This is a genomic window from Mesorhizobium sp. CCNWLY176 (assembly GCF_037153935.1).
In the GTDB taxonomy this organism is placed as follows: Bacteria; Pseudomonadota; Alphaproteobacteria; order Rhizobiales; family Rhizobiaceae; genus Mesorhizobium_M; species Mesorhizobium_M zhangyense.
In genome coordinates this window covers 1-16700 of the sequence record NZ_JBBBDZ010000015.1, presented here as the reverse complement: position 1 = coordinate 16700, position 16700 = coordinate 1, and the positions used below count along the sequence as shown (strand labels likewise).

Below are 16700 nucleotides of genomic sequence, written 5' to 3'. Positions count from 1 at the left end.
TGGAAAGCCCTGCCGGGAGGCCAGCGTTAGCTGATGGAACAGCGCGTCATTGAAGAACGCAGACCGCGTTGGCGGCTGAGTGCCTATCTCGGCTCGATTGCCGCCGTGGCGGTGACGGTCGGTGCATTGTGGCTTTTCCACCAGATGACCGCCGGGCTGCGCCTGGACGACATCAAGGCGGCGATAAGCGCCATGCCGGGAACCAGCATAGCGGTGGCGCTTCTGGCAACCGCAGTCAGCTATTGCGCGCTCGCCACCTACGACATCGTCGCCTGCCGCATCGTAGCGCCTGGCAAGGTGCCATGGCACAGCGCCGCACTTTCCGGCATGAGCGGCTACGCCTTCTCGAATTTCCTCGGTTTCCATCTCTTCACCGGTGGCGCGGTCCGCTTCCGCACCTATTCGCGCAGCGGGCTCGATGCGGGCGAGATCAGCCAGGTCGTGCTGCTGACGTGGATGGGCCTTTGGCTGGCCTTCACGGCACTTGTCGGGCTGGCACTGGTGATCGACCCGGACGGCGTGCCGGTCATGAAGATGCTCTACCCGGCGGCAGATCGCGTGGTTGGTGTGCTACTGCTCGGCGCGTTGATCGGGCTTTATTTCCTTGCCGGTCCGCAGGGGCGCGAGATCCGGTTCTTCGAATGGCGCTTTCCCCTGCCGCGCCGCAGCATGGTGCTGGTGCAGCTGCTCGTCGGCATCATCGATCTCATGGCGTCTGCCGCCGTGCTCTACGTGCTTCTGCCGGCTGACGCGCAATCGGGGCCGGCGCTGTTCCTGACGGTCTATATGAGCGCGGTCATCCTCGGCTCGATCAGCCACGTTCCCGGCGGCATCGGCGTGTTCGAGGCGACGCTTATCGCCGGTCTTGGCCTGCAGGGCAGGGCGGACATTCTGGCCTCTCTGCTTGCCTACCGGCTTATCTATTATTTCCTGCCGTTCTTCATTGCAGTTGTGGTGCTTGCGGCAATCGAGGCCGGCATCATCCGCGGCAAGCTTGCCGCCCGCTTCGTTGGATCGGCCAAGGCGATAAAGGCCATCGTGCCGCCTGTGGCAGCCGCAGTCGTCTTCATCTCGGGCGTGGTGCTGCTGTTTTCCGGCGCCACCCCCGGCGTGCCGGACCGGCTCGATATGCTGGAAGGATGGCTGCCGCTGACGGTGGTGGAATCGTCACACTTCCTCGGCAGTCTTACCGGCCTTGCGCTGCTGGTCATCGCCCATGGCCTGCAGCGCCGGCTGTTCTCGGCCTGGGCGGCGGCGGTGGCGGTGCTGCTTGCCGGCGTCGTGTTTTCACTGATCAAGGGCCTCGATTGGGAGGAGGCGACGACGCTGGCCTTCTCGGCGCTGTTCCTTCTGCTGTCGCGGCAGGCATTCTACCGCCGCTCGCCGCAGCGCTTCGGCCGCATTTCCTGGCATTGGCTGGCGCTGGTGGTGCTGACCCTTGTCGCCACCACCTGGCTCGGCTTCTTTTCCTACAGCCATGTCGAATATTCGAACGAACTGTTCTGGGAGTTTGCGTGGAGTGGGGAAGCGCCGCGCTTCCTGCGCGCAACGGTCGGCCTTCTGATTGCGGTCGCAGCGCTCGGCGTCGCCGTCGCGATCAACCGGCCCCCGGTTCGTGCCAGAAGGCAGCCTGCCACCGAGTCGGACGCGGTCGAAGCGGTGATCGCGACTTCGCATGACACGCAGACCAACATCGCCCTGCTCGGCGACAAGGAGTTCCTGTGGTCGCCGGACCGAAAGGCGTTCCTGATGTATGCGCGGGCAGGGCGTTCGCTGGTTGCCATGGGCGATCCGGTGGGCGACCCCGAACAGGCCGAGGATCTGGTCTGGCAACTCCGCGACATGGCCGATCGCGAGGCAGGCCGCGCCGTGTTCTATGGCGTTCATCCCGACAACCTGCCGCTCTATCTCGACATGGGCTATGCCCTTCTCAAGCTTGGCGAGGTGGCGCGTGTCGACCTCACCCGTTTCACGCTGGAAGGCGGCAAGAACCAGGATTTCCGCTACGCCGACCGCCGCGCTGCCAAGGAGGGGCTGGTCTTCGAAATCGTGCCAAGGGCGGGTGTGCCGGCCATCATGGACGAACTGCGGCAGGTCTCAGACATCTGGCTTGCCGAGAAGAGCGGCGGCGAGAAGAGCTTTTCGCTGGGCTACTTCGACCCGGACTATCTCTCGCATTTCGACTGCGCGGTGATGCGTCACGAGGGCCACATCGTTGCCTTCGCCAATATCTGGCGCAGCGGCGGCATGAACGAAATGTCCGTCGACCTTATGCGCTACCGTCCTGGCGTCTCGAAGATCCTCATGGACGCGCTGTTCGTGCGTATCCTGCTCTATGCGCAGTCGGAAGGATATCGCTGGTTCAATCTCGGCGCGGCACCCCTGTCTGGGCTTTCCGATCATGCTCTGGCCTCGCGCTGGAACCGCATGGGAACGTTCCTGTTCCGCCACGGCGACGACTTCTACAATTTCGAGGGCCTGCGCTCTTTCAAGCAGAAGTTCTCACCGGTCTGGACGCCGCAATATCTGGCCTGCCCCGGCGGGCTCAACATTCCACAGGTGCTGCTCGACGTGAACGCGCTGATTTCCGGCGGTATCGGCAAGTTCATCGGTTCGGGTACGCGCAAACCAAAGCGCCGGCCCAAGCCCAAGGTGGTGGAGCCGGCGTAACGCAATTCCAGGAAAAGTGTGTAGCGGTTTTCCGTCCGGAATTGCGCAAAACAAGGGTTTTAATCCAGCAAGGCTGCCCGGGCGCGTGCTTCCAGTTCCCTCTCGTGATGACGGAAGAACCGGATGCCGATGACCAGTCCAACGGCCACGACAAGCAGGAGCAGGAGGCTGACAGGCCCGGCGACGGCCTTGATGCGTTCGCCGAAGAAGTAGGCGCCGCCGCCGAAGAGCAGCGCCCAACAGATGCCGCCAGCCGCATTCATGACGAGGAAGTGCGTCCAGGTCATGCGGTTGGCACCCGCCAGAACGGCTGCGAAGGCGCGCAGGAAAGCGACGAAGCGGCCGAAGAACACGATCTTTCCGCCATGCTTCAGGAACAGATACTGGCCGACCTTGAGCCGGCCTTCGTCCAGCCCGATACGGCCGCCATGCCTGGTGAGCAGCTTCAGACCGACGGAGCGGCCGATGAGATAGCCGATATTGTCGCCGACGATGGCCGCTGCCGCGGCTACGCTCACAACGTGCAGAAGTTCTATGCGATGGGTCGCGCCGGCATAGAGCGCCGCCGAGACGAGCGCCGTTTCACCGGGCATCGGCACGCCCATGCTTTCGAACATCACGACCGCGAAAAGCGCCCAGAGTCCATAGGTGTGGATCAGATGATGAAGCGTGTCCGGCGACAGGAGATCGAGCATACAGCCCTGTGAAATGCTTATGACGGGACAGACGGCACGCGCCGCCTGTCAGGGCATAGAACATCGCCATGCGGCAAAACCGCGTCAAGTGTCGACCGTATGGTCAGGCTGTTTCGGCCAGCCTTTCCCGTGCGGGTGCTGTACCCTTCATCAGCAGGCCGAACAGATCGCGCGGATCCTTCGGCTCGGCGATGAGGTCGATCTCGCTATAGAACTCGGTGCCCTGAACCAGATCGCGCAGGAACCGCAGCGTCGAGAAATCCTCGATGGCGAAGCCGACGGAATCGAAAAGCGTGATCTGCTTGTCCGAGGCCCGTCCGGTCTTCTGCCCGGTTATGACCTGCCAGAGCTCGGTCACTGGATAGTCCTTGTCGAGCTGCTGGATTTCGCCCTCGATACGGGTCTGCGGCGGGAATTCGACAAATATGTCGGACCTCAGCAGGATGTCGCGATGAAGCTCGGTCTTACCGGGGCAGTCGCCGCCGACCGCGTTAAGGTGCATGCCCGCGCCGACCATGTTGTCGGACAGGATCGTCGCCAGTTTCTTGTCCGCCGTGGCCGTGGTGATGATGTCTGCACCCAGAACAGCTTCTTCGGCACTCGGCGCATGGGTGATGACGAAGCCGGAATTTTCCAGGTTGCGCGAGAACTTCGCTGCTGCTTCCGGGTCGATATCGAAGACCTGCAGGTGGCGGATGCCAAGGACGGTCTTGAACGCCGTTGCCTGGAATTCGGACTGTGCGCCAAGGCCGATCATAGCCATGGTGCGCGCGTCCTTGCGCGCTAGGTACTTGGCCGCCATGGCCGACGTTGCCGCCGTGCGCAGCGCCGTCGAAATCGTCATCTCGGACAGGAACTCGGGATAGCCGGTGTGCATGTTGGCGAGCACGCCGAATGCGGTCACCGTCTGAAGTCCGTGCAGCGGGTTTTCCGGATGGCCGTTGACGAATTTGAAGGCGTAGAGATCGTGATCGCTGGCCGGCATCAGCTCGATCACGCCATTGGGAGCGTGGGCTGCGATACGGGGTGTCTTGTCGAAATCCTCCCAGCGCGAAAAGTCCTGCTCCAGATATTTCACCAGCTTCAGGAGAAGCGTCTCCAGCCCGACCGAAGCGACCAGATCCGCGATGTTTTTCGTGCCGACGAATTGAACCACAATCTACCCCAACCACCTGTTCCAGCACGTCTGCCGGATGACCAAATTGGTAGACTAGCTGGGCCCTCACTCAATCGATACGACACTTTCTTGCATAATTGCCAACCCGGTTGATAAATATCGCAGCGGTTTTGTCAGTATCGGCAATACCTCTAATTGGGCATTCCGCGCCGCCGACTCATTTTGGTGGGCACCGTGACGCTCTGAAATTCCTATGATAATTGTGCCGCTGAAGGGCTCATCGGCAACAGGAGAGGTTCGATGATTAAACGCTTGTCTTTGGCAGCGGTTTTGACGGTAACAGTGTTGACACTGGCGGGGTGCAATACGCCGGAACAACGCGCACTCGGCGGCGGCGCGATCGGTGCCGGTGTCGGCGCACTTGCCGGTCAGGCTATCGGCGGCAACACCGGAAGCACGGTTGCCGGCGCACTTATCGGCGGCGTGGCAGGTGCAGCACTCGGTGCGGCGACAACGCCCGGCCGCTGCGTCTATCAGCAGTATGACCGCCGCGGCCGGCCGCTCTACGACCGCTATGGCAATGCGCGTACCTACGAGGCGCCCTGCAACTAATCCCCGGATTCAGGTTTGACCTGATCCACGGCCCGCCGCTCCCAAGGGAATGGCGGGCTTTTTGCGCCGTATTGCGTGATCGATAGAGATGCGATGCGGGCGCTATTGCCAGAGATTGTACTTCTGCCAATCAGCCTCGGCGATTGCGTCGCCGATCTGGTATTCGAACGACAGCACCTTCATGTGATCCGGGGCGGTCTTGCAGACATAGGCCAGCTTGTACCATTCGCCCTTGCTGCGAAACGCAGCCCCCGGGCTTTCGATGGCGTCGGTGAGCATTGTCGGCGTTGCCATAGCATAGGCGACGACACGATCCGGCTTGTAGTGAGAGCCGTCTTTCCCGATGCGGTCCAGCGCCTCGGCATCGCAACGCTGCTCGAGTCGCGTTTCGGGATCGAGTTTCAGCAGACCGGCCTTGAGGGCGCCGTCGAGCGCCATGGCCGGTGAAGCGAGAACGACAACGGCGAGTGTCAGGAGACAGATTTTCCTCATGGTTACTCCTGCACCATAGGATCGAGCCTAAATCAAGGCATCAGCAGGACCGTGGGAACGGAACGCGCGTTTTATCGTTTCCTCCGCGATCAGCCAGAAAGGGAGAGATCATGTCTCGCAAATTATTCCTTGCCGCATTGCTCGCAGGAGGCCTGATGAGCGCTCCGGCCCTGGCTCAGACAGCCGCGCCTGCCACGCCGCCCGACAACGGAAAGAAACTGTCGGAGATCATCGCCAAGATCGAACAGAGGGACCAGTTCCGCTATGTCGGGGAGATCGACTGGGACGAGGAAGGCTATTACGAGATCACCTACTATACGACCGACAAGGCCAAGGTCGAAATAAAGATCGACCCGGCCACAGGCGAACCGAAATAGCAGGCAAAACCGAGCGGCTTGCGACTTTGGCGCGTCGGTAGGCTGAATGCATACTAGACGGCTTCGAGCGGGCTGCTTTCAGGTCTGCTGACCGGTTTGAAGGTTGCCCTTGCGATCGGGGGCGTCTTGTTGCCCTGCGCCAGGCTTATGCCCTCTGCATATGCCCGCGTGCGTACTGCCCCGACGGAGCGGTTGAACCGCCTTGCGATTGCGGTAACGCTTGCCTGGCTTCTGGCCATGCGCCGCAACTGGGCGATGTCCTCCGGCGTCCAATGTTTGTATCGTCCTGAATATTGGCTCTCGTAACTGTTCACGGCACACCTCTGCTCTGTACGAAATACGTTCCAGAGCCCAGGCCGGATGAACTGCCCGTCACCGGGCCCACGTACATCTGAGCGATTTGACAACCGGCACTCATTGCCATCGTCATCCATCACTATGGCTCTTTTTCCTTTCGATTGCACCACCCATACGGGTGGACTGAAGAAAAAGTGAAGATAAGGATAACGATCAACAGGACGATGACTTGCCTGACTTCGCTTCGGGTGCTGGTTTAAGACAAGCTTTACCATGATCATCCATCGTCCTCCGACGGAATACCGCCCCGCCCGGTAGAAGGGTGGTTCAGGCAACGAAATTGGCCCGCCGTTCCCAAGGGAATGGCGGGCTTTTTATGTTTCGCGGCTGGCCGAGAAAGCCAAAGTTATGTTGCTCCAAGTGACCATGGTTGAGATCAAAAAAGAGGCTGCTCCCATTTCCGTTACCGGATGCTGCTCTAGGTAACGAAGTGGTGATCAACTACATCTGCCTCAGCGCCACGACAGATGGTATTCGGCTTAATGTGGAACAGAACGTTCGTTCCGGGGGAATTCGTTGAACGCTTATTTCGTCCGCATCGCAGCGGACAAACAAGTTGTGGGTCTCTTCGTTGCACCGTCAGTTTCGATGCTGGCGGCGCTCGTGGACGAGTGTGTCGATCCGAACGAGTGCGAATTCGCACCGGCGCGGATGGGCGGCATCATGGTTGCAGGCAAGGCAACCGCGACCTGGCCATTGACGGACACCGCCGACGAGGATGCCGGCCAGTATGAGAATCCGACCGGCATCGAGGGCAGTGTTCTTTCCCAGCAATGGGAAGATGACCTTCGTTACGTTCCGGCTGCCCTGGAATGGAAGCCGCTCGCACCGGAAGCCGGCGTGCTGACGAAAGCGAAGCTGGCTTCGAAAAGCCACGGCAAATAAAGCAGGTCGCCGGCACACGCCGGCAGCTTCCTTCGGCGTTTCGTGCTGAAATCCTTGATTTGTTGCGGAGCCGAATTGGCCGTAGCCGGCATGTCGGTGGCGGCTCTCAGGCGTCGTTTCCTGCCATTCATCGCGTCGAGGCGGTTGAAAAATAGTGCGATCGCAGATCGCACTATTGTATAGCGATGAGATCGCAATATAGTGCGGTTCGGCCGGCGTTGGAGGGTTGGCGCGAACGCTGCCGGAAAACAGCGTTTCAGGCAAAAGCCGTCCGCCCGGGGTTGAGCGGCGGCTAAGCGCGGTCGCAATCGGGCAATCAAACTGGGAGCATGACATGAACTGGAAGACGACGGCGACGGCTGTAGGCCTCGCTTGGCTGGCGACGACGGGCCTCGCCCGCGCCGAGGGCGAGCTGAACATCTACAACTGGGGCAACTACACCAGCCCGGAGATGATCAAGAAGTTCGAGGACGCCTACAAGGTCAAGGTCACCGTAACCGATTACGATTCCAACGACACCGCGCTCGCCAAGATCCGCCAGGGCGGCCACGGCTTCGACATGGTTGTCCCTTCCGCCTCGGTGGTGAAAGTGTGGATCGACGAGGGCCTGGTTCTCGAAAGCCGTCCTGATCAGATGGAGAATTTCAAAAATGTCGATCCCCGCTGGGTCGACGTGCCGTTCGATCCGGGCCGCCATTACTCGGTGCCGTGGCAGTGGGGCACGACCGGCGTTACTGTCAACAACTCGGTCTATTCCGGCGATCCGAACACCTCGGCGATCTTCATGGACCCGCCCGCCGAACTCGTCGGCAAGGTCAATGTCGTGCCCGAGATGTCCGATGTCATGTATCTGGCCATCGCCTATGTCGGAGGCGAGCCCTGCACCGGCGACAAGGAAGTGCTGAAGAAGGTGCGTGACATGCTGGTGGCAGCCAAGCCGAAATGGCTGTCGATGGATTTCGGCAACATCGAGAAATACATCAAGGGTGATATTTCGGCCGGTGTAAACTGGAACGGCGCCTCCTTCCGCTCGCGGCTGAAGAACGACAAGATCGTCTATGGTTATCCGAAGGAAGGCTATCCGATCTGGATGGACAATCTGATGATCATCAAGGACGCCAAGAACACCGAAAACGCCAAGCTGTTCATGAACTTCGTGATGGACCCGGAGAATGCCGCGATGCTTTCGAGCTTCGCCCGATACGCCAACGGCATCAAGGGTTCGGAGGCCTTCCTGCCTGAAGACATGAAGGATGCGCCCGAGGTCAATATCCCGGCCGAATTTGCTGCGAACGGCAATTTCAACCTCGCCTGCGCGCCGGATGTGCAGGCGCTCTACACCCGGATCTGGACCGATCTCCTGAAGTGATATCGACGCGCCGCCCGGTTCGCCGGGCGGCGGCGTCCTAAACAAGAGGTGTTGCATGGCGCTCGATCCGGAAATCAAGGCGATGCTCGACCGGCTCGCGGCCGAGCAGGCTTCGTCGCAGCAAAAGGTCACGCTGCAAAGCGCGCGCCGCGACTATCGCGCGCAATACCGCGAAATGAGCCGTGCGCCCGAAGGTGACGTGTCCGAAACCACGATGCGGCTGCCGGGCGGCCATGCCGATGCGTCCCTTCGCATATACACGCCTGCCGGCCTTGCCAGCCCCGCGCCGGTGATCCTCTATCTGCATGGCGGCGGCTTCGTGCTTGGCGACGCCGACACCTATGCGCCGCAATCGGCCCGCATTGCGCTCGAATGCCGGGCGGTGGTGGCTTTTCTGGAATACCGGCTTGCGCCGGAACATCCTTTCCCCGCCGCCCTTGAAGACACGCTGCTCGCGGTGGACTGGATCACGCGCAACGCCGCCTCATTCGGCACCGATGCTGATCGTTTCGTGCTGATGGGCGACAGCGCCGGCGCCAACCTGTCGATCGCGGCCATGCTGCAGGATCGGGGACTGTTCAAGGGTGCGTGCCTTCTCTACCCGCTGGTCGATGCGCGGCCATATCTCGGCCTTGCGCCGAAATCGGCCTCGGACGAGGCTTTCGCCACCGGCCATTATCTGGAATTCGCCGAGACCGAATATTTCGCAAGAGCCTATGTGCCGGATCGCGCCCTCTATTCCGATCCTCGGGTTTCTCCCGTACTGGCCGCGGATTTGAGCGGGCTGCCGCCGATCCTGTTCTACGGGGCCGAAAACGACATCCTGCGCGATCAGGGTCGCGCTTTCGCCGAACAGTTGAAGGCTGCCGGCAACGATGTGAAATACCGCTGCTTCGACGGTCTCATTCACAATTTCATGCAGCATTCCGGCATTTCGAAGCGCTCCGATACGGCCTTCCTGGAAGTATGCCGTGCCATGAAACAGATGCTTGCGGCATAGCGTATCGAAATGACCGCTGTGCCTTTTCGGGTCGAAAGCCTGCATATCTATCCGTTGAAGTCCGGGGCCGGCCTTTCGGTCGAAACCGCGCGGCTTGAGCCGGAAGGGCTCGTCGGCGACCGACGCATGATGGTCGTGGACGAAGAGGGAAACTGCATCACCGCTCGCAAGACTTCGAAGCTGATGCAGGTGCACACGCATCTCGATGGCGACGAAGTGGTGCTGACCGCGCCCGGCATGCCGGTGCTTGCCTTTGCGCGGGGTTCTCTAGGCCGGGCCGACACGGTGACAATCTGGGGCGACAGCGTTATCGCGCTGGATGCCGGCGACGCTGTTTCGCGATGGCTGACGGACTTTCTTGGCAAGCCATGCCGCCTTGTGGTGAAGGGCGGCCAGACACATCGCCCCCTCGGGTTGGGCGGTGGCGGCACCGTCAGCTTTGCCGATACCGCGCCGCTGCTCTTGACCAACGCGGCGTCGCTTGCCGACATGAACGGTTTCCTCGAAACCGAGGCTGAAATGCAGCGTTTCCGGCCCAATCTGGTTGTCAGCGGGCCGGATGCCTACGCGGAAGACGGCTGGGCGTCGGTGCGCATCGGCGAGATCGAATTCGAGGTGGCAGGCGCTTGCGACCGCTGCGTCATGATCACGCTAGACCCGCGCACGGGCGAGGGCCGGCCGGATCATGAGCCTCTTGCCCTGCTGGGCAAGCAGCGGCGCGGCGAGGACGGCAAGGCCTATTTCGGCCAGTTCCTGATTCCGCGGACGATGGGAAGATTGACCGTCGGCGACCCTGTCGAAGTGCTTGCTCGCAAAGTCCCGATCACCATCCTGCCGGGTTCTGCGGCGCCCGTCACGCGGCTGCCGTCGACTGCCGGCGCGACCGGTGGCACCTCGAATGCCCGTGGGCGCGAAAGACTGCTTCGCTGCGTAGCCGTCATCGACGAAACGCATGACTTCCGCACCTTCCGCTTCCAACTGGAGCCGGGCGAGGCCATCGACTACAAGCCCGGCCAGTTCATCACGCTGCTGCTCGATATCGACGGGCGGACGGTGCGGCGCAACTATACGATTTCGTCCTCGCCGTCGCGGCCGCACCATATTTCGGTGACGGTCAAGCGGGTAGAAGGCGGTCGCATTTCGAACTGGCTGCACGACACGCTGAAGCCGGGCGACACACTTCGTTCGCTCGGTCCCAATGGCCGCTTCCATCTCGCCGCCGCCGGTTCCGCCGAGCGCCTGCTACTGCTGTCGGCCGGCAGCGGCATTACGCCGATGATGTCGATGCTGCGCTTCATCGCCGATGCCAACCTGCCGCTCGATATCCATCTCCACCACAGCGCTCGCAATGCGGAAGACGTCTCCTTTCTGCACGAACTGGTGCTGCTGCGCCGGCAGATGGGTGGGCGGCTGCGGCTGTCCTGGAATCTCACCGGCGCCAACGCCGCGGAGGAGATGCTTGCGTCCACCCGCTTCGGAGAAGATAGCCAGGACCGGCCTAATGTCTTGAGCGGACGGCTCGATGAAGCTGTGCTGCGCGCCGCCTGTCCCGATCTTGCCGAACGCCTCGTCTTCTGCTGCGGCCCCGACGGCTTTCGCAGCAAAGCTCGGCAGATCTACGAGGACTGGCAACCGGCCCCGAAACACCCGTTTCTGGAGGAAACCTTCGGCCCGGATCGCTCGGCTGCACCGGAAGCCGAGATAGGCACCTACAAGGTATCTTTCCTGAAAAGCGGCAAGTCGGTGGAAGGCGAGGGGGCTGTCACCGTGCTCGAACTCGCCCGCAAGGCTGGCGTCGAACTACCTGCCGATTGCGAGGCAGGCATATGTGGCACCTGCCGCTGCAAGGTCGTTTCGGGCGAGTGGCGCATTGCTCCAAACGCCGCCGATCCCGAACGTGCTGCACTTTCCGACGAGGAAAAACAGTCAGGCTACATCCTGGCCTGCTCCACCAACCCGGTCGGCGCCGTCGAGCTGGATATCTGACGAGACGGGGTCTCCCGTTGCCTTCAGCTGCGTGCGTCGGGGAATTTGACGTGTTTCAGAAGATGCGTCGCGCCATCATTTATGTCGCGCGTGATTGCAGCGCGCGCCCGCGCGCCATCATGTTCCTCGATCGCAGCCACTGTTTCCTCGTGGTAGTCGATGTCGAGAATCGACGCGAGATTGTTCTCGAAACCTGTCGTCAGGTTCCGCAGAAACGGACCCACCTGCATCCATACGGTTTCGATCAGGAAGATCATCTGCTCGTTGCCGCAATGGCGGTAGATGGAGAACTTGAAATTGTAGTTCTTCCGCAGATAGTCGTCGATGTCGCCCTTGCGCGCCGCCTCGGTGAGTTCGGTGCAATGCCGGCGAACCGTGCGCAGGTTGTTTCCGTTGATGCGCTGCGCGGCAAGCTCGGTTGCCGAACCTTCCAGGATCATCCGCACGGCGGTCAGTTCCGAGAACCTGTCGGCCGAAATCATCGGTACTTCCATGCTGCCATTCGGCATCGGGCTCAGCGCCCGCAGCGCCTGCAGGCGCATGAAGGCACTGCGCACCGGCATGTCGCTGGTGCCGAGCTCCTTGGCGACCTTGCGCGACGTCAGCTTCTGCCCGGGTGCGAACTGGCCCGACATCAGCGCCCGCACGAGTTCCAGATAGACCTTCTCGTGCAGGGGAACGGTGTCGACTGCAGTCAGTCCGAATTGGGTTTTATCGGCCATTGGCGGTGTGCTGCTTCATGCGTCCTGAAAACTACGCAGATGGCTTTATCTGCCGCTACGAAAATAAAGGTGCTGGACAATACCTGACGGCGGAAGTCAGCGATTTTTCAAGTAGATGATAGACGCTTCATTCGCAAAGCCGCAAGCGGCGATGTCGCGTTATCTACGGTTGTTCGCAGGCAGCGCGGCGCAAATTCCGCCTATATTTTCCTGTCGGTAGATCGTAGTTCTCGAACCATCGGCTGCGAGCGTCGTGATTTCCCACTAGCGGTTACACCTGGCAACAATATTTTATCCAACTTTCGAGGCCCTTGACGCGTTGTCCCATTTCTTATGCTAATGGGCTGCCTGATCACTCGTGATCACCAAGTGAGGAATTCGATCCATGCGTAAAATGATCATTGCACTGGCCGCTGTCGTTGCACTGAGCGGCTGTACCTCGACCGAACGGGATGTCGGTATCGGCGCGGGTGCCGGCGCCATCATCGGTGGTATTGCAGGCGGCGGCAGGGGCGCGTTGATTGGCGCCGGTGCCGGTGCACTCGGCGGCCTTCTGGTGCGCAATCTGCGCAACGGCTACTGCCAGTATCGCGACCGTCACGGCCGCATCTACACGGCGCGCTGCCGGTGATAGGTTAGCCAGCACCGAAGATTGCGAGGTTTTCGCGGTCTAGTTGAGGACAAACTGATGCCAGCTCTGTATTGGGCTGGCATCAGCCGTTTGCAGGCAGTTTTTTGCCTGAACCCATGCCAATCGAGCTCAGGATCACCATCGCTCGGCGCCTACGCGGATTACTTGGTCGGTGCTAAAAGTGAAATGTGAGGCCTATGCGCCCTTCATGAAGGTGGGTCTTGAAGCTCTCCGACCCGGAGTCGTCTGGATGCTCGTATGTGCGACTACCAAGGTCCGTGAAGACGTACTCACCCCGAACTGAGATGCGTGAATTTATGCGCCAAATGACATACATCCACTTTATTGAAGTTAGCGCATATTTTTGTGTTATGTGCTGAGTCCGATATTGCATTTTTATCGGAGTTAGGACATAATATCTAAATGATAGATTTGGCACGCAATCCGAAGCAGATCGGAAACATCATACAGCGCGCCCGCAAAAAGCAGGGTCTAAATCAGACGGAGCTCGGAATAAAAGCCGGACTGCGGCAAGAAACCATTTCCCTTATCGAGACTGGCAATCCGGCGGCAAAACTTGAGACAATCCTCGCCGTCCTCGCCGCCCTCGATTTGGAATTCAGGATCGTCCCACGATCGAAAAACCGCGCCTCAGACATCGAGGACATTTTTTGATGGCCCGACGCCGCATATATAGGCCGCTCCGCGTTTATCTCAACAACCGCCTGGTTGGCCATTTGAATAAAGAGACAAGCGGCGCGATCGACTTCGAGTACGATCAAAGCTGGCTCGAATGGGAGCATGCGTTCCCTATTTCTCTGTCCCTGCCCATGCGGGAAAGCGCCTTCCGAGGCGAACCTGTCGTCGCCGTATTCGAGAACCTGCTGCCCGATTCCGATGCGCTACGTCGCCGCGTAGCGGAGAAAGTCGGCGCACGGGGAACCGACGCTTACAGCATGCTTGCGGCCATCGGGCATGACTGCGTGGGAGCGCTACAATTTATCTCCGGTGATGCCGAGGCAATAGACGCAACTGGCACGATCAAGGGTGAAGTCGTCGATGACGAGGCCATCGACAAACTGCTGCGCGGTCTCGCGCAAGCACCGCTCGGTTTGAGCCGTGACGATGAATTCCGGATATCGATTGCAGGTGCTCAAGAGAAAACCGCCCTACTCTTGTACGATGGCAAATGGCTCAAGCCGCATGGTACGACCGCAACCACACATTTATTCAAAACCCAGATCGGCACCTTGCCCAATGGAATCGATCTGTCGAACAGCGTCGAAAACGAATTCTACTGCCTGAAATTCATCGAAGCATTTGGCCTTCCGGTCAATAAAGCCGAAATCGGGACGTTCGGCGAAACGAAAGCGCTGGTCATAGAGCGCTTCGATCGCCGCTGGACCTCGGACGGCAGATTGCTGAGACTGCCGCAGGAGGACTGCTGTCAGGCACTCTCCGTACCCCCGACCCTGAAATACCAAAGCGAGGGCGGCCCTGGCATGGTCGCGATCCTCGATCTGCTGAAGGGCGGCGATACGCCGGCAGAAGACCAGACTGCATTCATCAAGGCACAGATACTGTTCTGGCTGATTGGCGCGACTGACGGACATGCGAAGAATTTCAGCATCTACCTAGGGCGTGGTGGTACTTACCAACTGACGCCATTCTATGACGTGCTGACAGCGCAACCGAGCCTGGACTCCCACCAAATCCAGCGCAAACAGATGAAGCTGGCGATGTCGGTCGGAAATAGCCGGCACTATTGCATCGACCAAATACACGTGCGGCATTTCGTTCAAACCGGTGCGGAAGCCGGCCTGCCGAAAGCACTTGTCCCTAATGCAATCGAAGAAATAGCCGCAAGTGCAAGCGATGCGATTGCACGGATCGAAAAATCTCTGCCGAAGGATTTTCCTGCCTTCATCCACGGGTCGATTACCGCAGCGGTCACTGGCCGGCTGCGCGGTATGACGATATCGTAGAGGGAGACGGGAAGGACATTGAAGCGACGTCACTTGCGCCCGCGCGCCAAGGTTATTCTGCGAGGAGGTCTCCCTGGGCTTGGTTGATCGAACCATCATCTCAAAAGCGGATAGCCCGTAAAACTAACGGCCCGCCTTCAGTGCATCTAGCAAATCTCCCCACTCCTGCATCAGCTTCACCCGCTGCTCCCAATAGGTGGCACGGTTGTAGGTTCGCTGGATGGTGTTCTTGTCCTGATGCGCCAGCACCGCCTCAATTACGTCTGGGTCGTGGTGGCGGGCGTTGAGGATGGTGCTGGCGGTCACCCGGAAGCCGTGGGCGGTCACTTCGTCCTTGCCGTAGCCCATGCGCCGTAGCGCGGCATTCATGGCGTTCTCGGAAAGCGGTCGCTTGGTTGAGCGGATCGAAGGGAAGACCAAGCCGCCGTGCTCGGAAAGCGGCCAGACCTCTTCCAGGACCCGGAGCGCCTGCTTGGATAGCGGGACATCGTGCGGAGCGCGCATCTTCATGCGCTCGGCCGGAATGCGCCAGAGGGCTTTCTTTCGGTCGAACTCGTCGCGGGTAGCTCCCCGTACTTCACCGGGACGGACGCAGGTGAGGGCGAGGAACTGGAGAGCGGCTTTAAGGGTCGGCCAGCCGTCATACTCATCGATCGTCACGAGGAGCTGGCCGAATTTCTTTTCATCGACGATAGCGGCGCGACCAATGACTTTCGGTGGCTGGAGAGCGCCCTGGAGGGGCAGGGTTGGGTTAGTCTCGGCCCGTAGGGTGACAATGGCCAGCCGGAAGACGCTGCCGATCACGCCGCGCAAACGCCGCGCCGTCTCTCGTCGGCCACTCTTTTCGATCTTCTGGAGGAGTTGTAGAATTTCGGCCGGAGTGATCTCTTTGATAGGACGCTTGGCGATCGGGCTGGCCAGGTCTTCGAGGAGCCACTTCGTTTTGGTGACGGTGGCCACCGCGGCGTCCCGTTCCTCCATTCGCTTGACGTATTCCTCGGCGATCAGGCCGAAGGTGGTGCGTGCTTCCGTGATGGCTGCGATCTTCTCCTCTTTGCGTTTGGTGGAGGGATTGATGCCGCCGATTAGCAATCTCTTGGCGTTGTCCCGCTTCTCTCTCGCGTCGAGAAGGGACACAAGCGGGTATTTTCCAAAGGAGAGGATGTTTTCCTTCTCCAGGTAGCGATACCGCAATTGCCAGAGCTTAGAGCCGCTTTTTTGGACAAGGAGATAGAGCCCGTCGCCGTCAGCAAGGCGATACGGCTTGTCTTTAGGCTTGGCGGCCTTGCAGGCGAAGTTGGAGAGCGACATGGGTAACGGACCTCCCGGGCTATGGGTAATGCCGGGATCGTTACCCACAAACTGATGCGTTGCAACGGTATGCGGTGGGTAGCCATGAGCAGCCAGAGTTGGCTAACTCATTGATTTATTTGACCAGTGGGACACTGTGAGAAGCTATGGGAAAGGAAAATGGTGCCCAGACGCGGATTCGAACCACGGACACGCGGATTTTCAATCCGCTGCTCTACCAGCTGAGCTATCTGGGCCTGTTGTGGAACCCGGTTTGAGCCGGTTCCCCACTTTGCAAGGGCTTGGCAACCCCGGGAAAGCGGGTGGGTTATAGCATGAGATTTCCGCCTGTCCAGCGCTTGAAAGCCGATTGCGACAAGAAAGAACGCAAGCTTGAAAAAAGCTCAGCCGGCGTCAGGCCGCGATCCCGAAAACTGGGTCCCTGTGTGTTGTGTTTGTGGCATGATGGTTGCGGGCGGGAGGCCGATGGGTCCCAGGTCATGGAGACCGCG

At 60.1% G+C, this 16700-nt stretch carries 16 protein-coding genes and 1 tRNA gene; 10 read left to right on the top strand and 7 right to left on the bottom strand.

What is annotated here, in order from left to right; all coding sequences use genetic code 11:
* Window positions 1-33 precede the first annotated feature (33 nt).
* Window positions 34-2670, top strand: a complete 2637-nt coding sequence (gene mprF / locus WBQ96_RS21850; protein WP_336554419.1) for a bifunctional lysylphosphatidylglycerol flippase/synthetase MprF — start codon at window positions 34-36, stop codon at window positions 2668-2670.
* Between the two features lie 59 nt (window positions 2671-2729).
* Here the strand turns inward: mprF and WBQ96_RS21845 are convergent, their stop codons facing one another.
* Both WBQ96_RS21845 and WBQ96_RS21840 read right to left on the bottom strand, forming a co-directional pair.
* Window positions 2730-3365 (bottom strand): DedA family protein, encoded by a 636-nt coding sequence (locus WBQ96_RS21845; protein WP_336554421.1) that lies wholly within the window; start codon window positions 3363-3365, stop codon window positions 2730-2732.
* Between the two features lie 103 nt (window positions 3366-3468).
* Window positions 3469-4521 carry an ornithine cyclodeaminase gene (locus WBQ96_RS21840; RefSeq protein ID WP_336554423.1) on the bottom strand — a complete coding sequence of 351 codons (1053 nt, stop codon included), beginning with the start codon at window positions 4519-4521 and terminating at the stop codon, window positions 3469-3471.
* A 261-nt stretch (window positions 4522-4782) separates the two neighbouring features.
* Between WBQ96_RS21840 and WBQ96_RS21835 the strand changes: the two genes are divergently transcribed.
* Window positions 4783-5094 carry a hypothetical protein gene (locus tag WBQ96_RS21835; protein WP_165114717.1) on the top strand — a complete coding sequence of 104 codons (312 nt, stop codon included), beginning with the start codon at window positions 4783-4785 and terminating at the stop codon, window positions 5092-5094.
* Between the two features lie 102 nt (window positions 5095-5196).
* Here WBQ96_RS21835 and WBQ96_RS21830 read toward each other — a convergent pair whose 3' ends face one another.
* A complete protein-coding gene (locus tag WBQ96_RS21830) occupies window positions 5197-5586 on the bottom strand; it encodes a DUF930 domain-containing protein (RefSeq protein WP_091914175.1) in 390 nt (129 codons plus the stop codon).
* A gap of 110 nt (window positions 5587-5696) precedes the next feature.
* Here WBQ96_RS21830 and WBQ96_RS21825 point away from each other — a divergent pair, with 110 nt between their 5' ends.
* Complete coding sequence (locus tag WBQ96_RS21825) at window positions 5697-5963, top strand: PepSY domain-containing protein (RefSeq protein WP_336554426.1); 267 nt, start codon at window positions 5697-5699, stop codon at window positions 5961-5963.
* Between the two features lie 53 nt (window positions 5964-6016).
* Here the strand turns inward: WBQ96_RS21825 and WBQ96_RS21820 are convergent, their stop codons facing one another.
* Window positions 6017-6541, bottom strand: coding sequence for a hypothetical protein (locus tag WBQ96_RS21820; protein ID WP_336554427.1), 525 nt, complete (start codon window positions 6539-6541; stop codon window positions 6017-6019).
* Between the two features lie 295 nt (window positions 6542-6836).
* Here WBQ96_RS21820 and WBQ96_RS21815 point away from each other — a divergent pair, with 295 nt between their 5' ends.
* From WBQ96_RS21815 to WBQ96_RS21800, 4 genes are all read left to right on the top strand, one after another.
* Window positions 6837-7205, top strand: a complete 369-nt coding sequence (locus WBQ96_RS21815) for a hypothetical protein (protein ID WP_165114723.1) — start codon at window positions 6837-6839, stop codon at window positions 7203-7205.
* Between the two features lie 334 nt (window positions 7206-7539).
* On the top strand, window positions 7540-8574 hold the full coding sequence (locus WBQ96_RS21810) for an extracellular solute-binding protein (RefSeq protein ID WP_336554430.1): 1035 nt from the start codon (window positions 7540-7542) through the stop codon (window positions 8572-8574).
* 55 nt (window positions 8575-8629) lie between these two features.
* Window positions 8630-9574: an alpha/beta hydrolase gene (locus WBQ96_RS21805; protein WP_336554432.1), complete on the top strand. Its 945-nt coding sequence runs from the start codon at window positions 8630-8632 to the stop codon at window positions 9572-9574.
* A gap of 9 nt (window positions 9575-9583) precedes the next feature.
* Window positions 9584-11560, top strand: coding sequence for an MOSC N-terminal beta barrel domain-containing protein (locus tag WBQ96_RS21800; protein WP_336554433.1), 1977 nt, complete (start codon window positions 9584-9586; stop codon window positions 11558-11560).
* 23 nt (window positions 11561-11583) lie between these two features.
* Here the strand turns inward: WBQ96_RS21800 and WBQ96_RS21795 are convergent, their stop codons facing one another.
* On the bottom strand, window positions 11584-12282 hold the full coding sequence (locus WBQ96_RS21795) for a GntR family transcriptional regulator (protein ID WP_336554435.1): 699 nt from the start codon (window positions 12280-12282) through the stop codon (window positions 11584-11586).
* 385 nt (window positions 12283-12667) lie between these two features.
* On the opposite strand from WBQ96_RS21795, the gene WBQ96_RS21790 reads away from it, so the two are divergent.
* The 3 genes from WBQ96_RS21790 (at window position 12668) to WBQ96_RS21780 (ending at window position 14898) form a co-directional block, all read left to right on the top strand.
* Entirely contained in the window at window positions 12668-12913 is a 246-nt protein-coding gene (locus WBQ96_RS21790) for a YMGG-like glycine zipper-containing protein (protein WP_091914192.1), read from the top strand.
* Between the two features lie 423 nt (window positions 12914-13336).
* Window positions 13337-13588 carry a helix-turn-helix domain-containing protein gene (locus WBQ96_RS21785; protein ID WP_336554440.1) on the top strand — a complete coding sequence of 84 codons (252 nt, stop codon included), beginning with the start codon at window positions 13337-13339 and terminating at the stop codon, window positions 13586-13588.
* Complete coding sequence (locus WBQ96_RS21780) at window positions 13588-14898, top strand: type II toxin-antitoxin system HipA family toxin (RefSeq protein ID WP_336554442.1); 1311 nt, start codon at window positions 13588-13590, stop codon at window positions 14896-14898. The genes WBQ96_RS21785 and WBQ96_RS21780 overlap by 1 nt, the downstream gene beginning before the upstream one ends.
* A 123-nt stretch (window positions 14899-15021) precedes the next feature.
* On the opposite strand, the gene WBQ96_RS21775 is transcribed toward WBQ96_RS21780, so the two are convergent.
* Complete coding sequence (locus tag WBQ96_RS21775) at window positions 15022-16209, bottom strand: tyrosine-type recombinase/integrase (RefSeq protein ID WP_336554444.1); 1188 nt, start codon at window positions 16207-16209, stop codon at window positions 15022-15024.
* Between the two features lie 160 nt (window positions 16210-16369).
* A tRNA-Phe gene (locus WBQ96_RS21770) sits at window positions 16370-16445 on the bottom strand.
* Between the last annotated feature and the right edge of the window lie 255 nt (window positions 16446-16700).

What these genes read in the sequence shown, in the direction of transcription:
- mprF (WP_336554419.1), top strand. Translation starts at nt 34, where the DNA reads ATGGAACAGCGCGTCATTGAAGAACGCAGACCGCGTTGGCGGCTGAGT.
- WBQ96_RS21845 (WP_336554421.1), bottom strand. Translation starts at nt 3,365, where the DNA reads ATGCTCGATCTCCTGTCGCCGGACACGCTTCATCATCTGATCCACACC.
- WBQ96_RS21835 (WP_165114717.1), top strand. Translation starts at nt 4,783, where the DNA reads ATGATTAAACGCTTGTCTTTGGCAGCGGTTTTGACGGTAACAGTGTTG.
- WBQ96_RS21830 (WP_091914175.1), bottom strand. Translation starts at nt 5,586, where the DNA reads ATGAGGAAAATCTGTCTCCTGACACTCGCCGTTGTCGTTCTCGCTTCA.
- WBQ96_RS21825 (WP_336554426.1), top strand. Translation starts at nt 5,697, where the DNA reads ATGTCTCGCAAATTATTCCTTGCCGCATTGCTCGCAGGAGGCCTGATG.
- WBQ96_RS21820 (WP_336554427.1), bottom strand. Translation starts at nt 6,541, where the DNA reads ATGATCATGGTAAAGCTTGTCTTAAACCAGCACCCGAAGCGAAGTCAG.
- WBQ96_RS21810 (WP_336554430.1), top strand. Translation starts at nt 7,540, where the DNA reads ATGAACTGGAAGACGACGGCGACGGCTGTAGGCCTCGCTTGGCTGGCG.
- WBQ96_RS21805 (WP_336554432.1), top strand. Translation starts at nt 8,630, where the DNA reads ATGGCGCTCGATCCGGAAATCAAGGCGATGCTCGACCGGCTCGCGGCC.
- WBQ96_RS21800 (WP_336554433.1), top strand. Translation starts at nt 9,584, where the DNA reads ATGACCGCTGTGCCTTTTCGGGTCGAAAGCCTGCATATCTATCCGTTG.
- WBQ96_RS21795 (WP_336554435.1), bottom strand. Translation starts at nt 12,282, where the DNA reads ATGGCCGATAAAACCCAATTCGGACTGACTGCAGTCGACACCGTTCCC.
- WBQ96_RS21790 (WP_091914192.1), top strand. Translation starts at nt 12,668, where the DNA reads ATGCGTAAAATGATCATTGCACTGGCCGCTGTCGTTGCACTGAGCGGC.
- WBQ96_RS21785 (WP_336554440.1), top strand. Translation starts at nt 13,337, where the DNA reads ATGATAGATTTGGCACGCAATCCGAAGCAGATCGGAAACATCATACAG.
- WBQ96_RS21780 (WP_336554442.1), top strand. Translation starts at nt 13,588, where the DNA reads ATGGCCCGACGCCGCATATATAGGCCGCTCCGCGTTTATCTCAACAAC.
- WBQ96_RS21775 (WP_336554444.1), bottom strand. Translation starts at nt 16,209, where the DNA reads ATGTCGCTCTCCAACTTCGCCTGCAAGGCCGCCAAGCCTAAAGACAAG.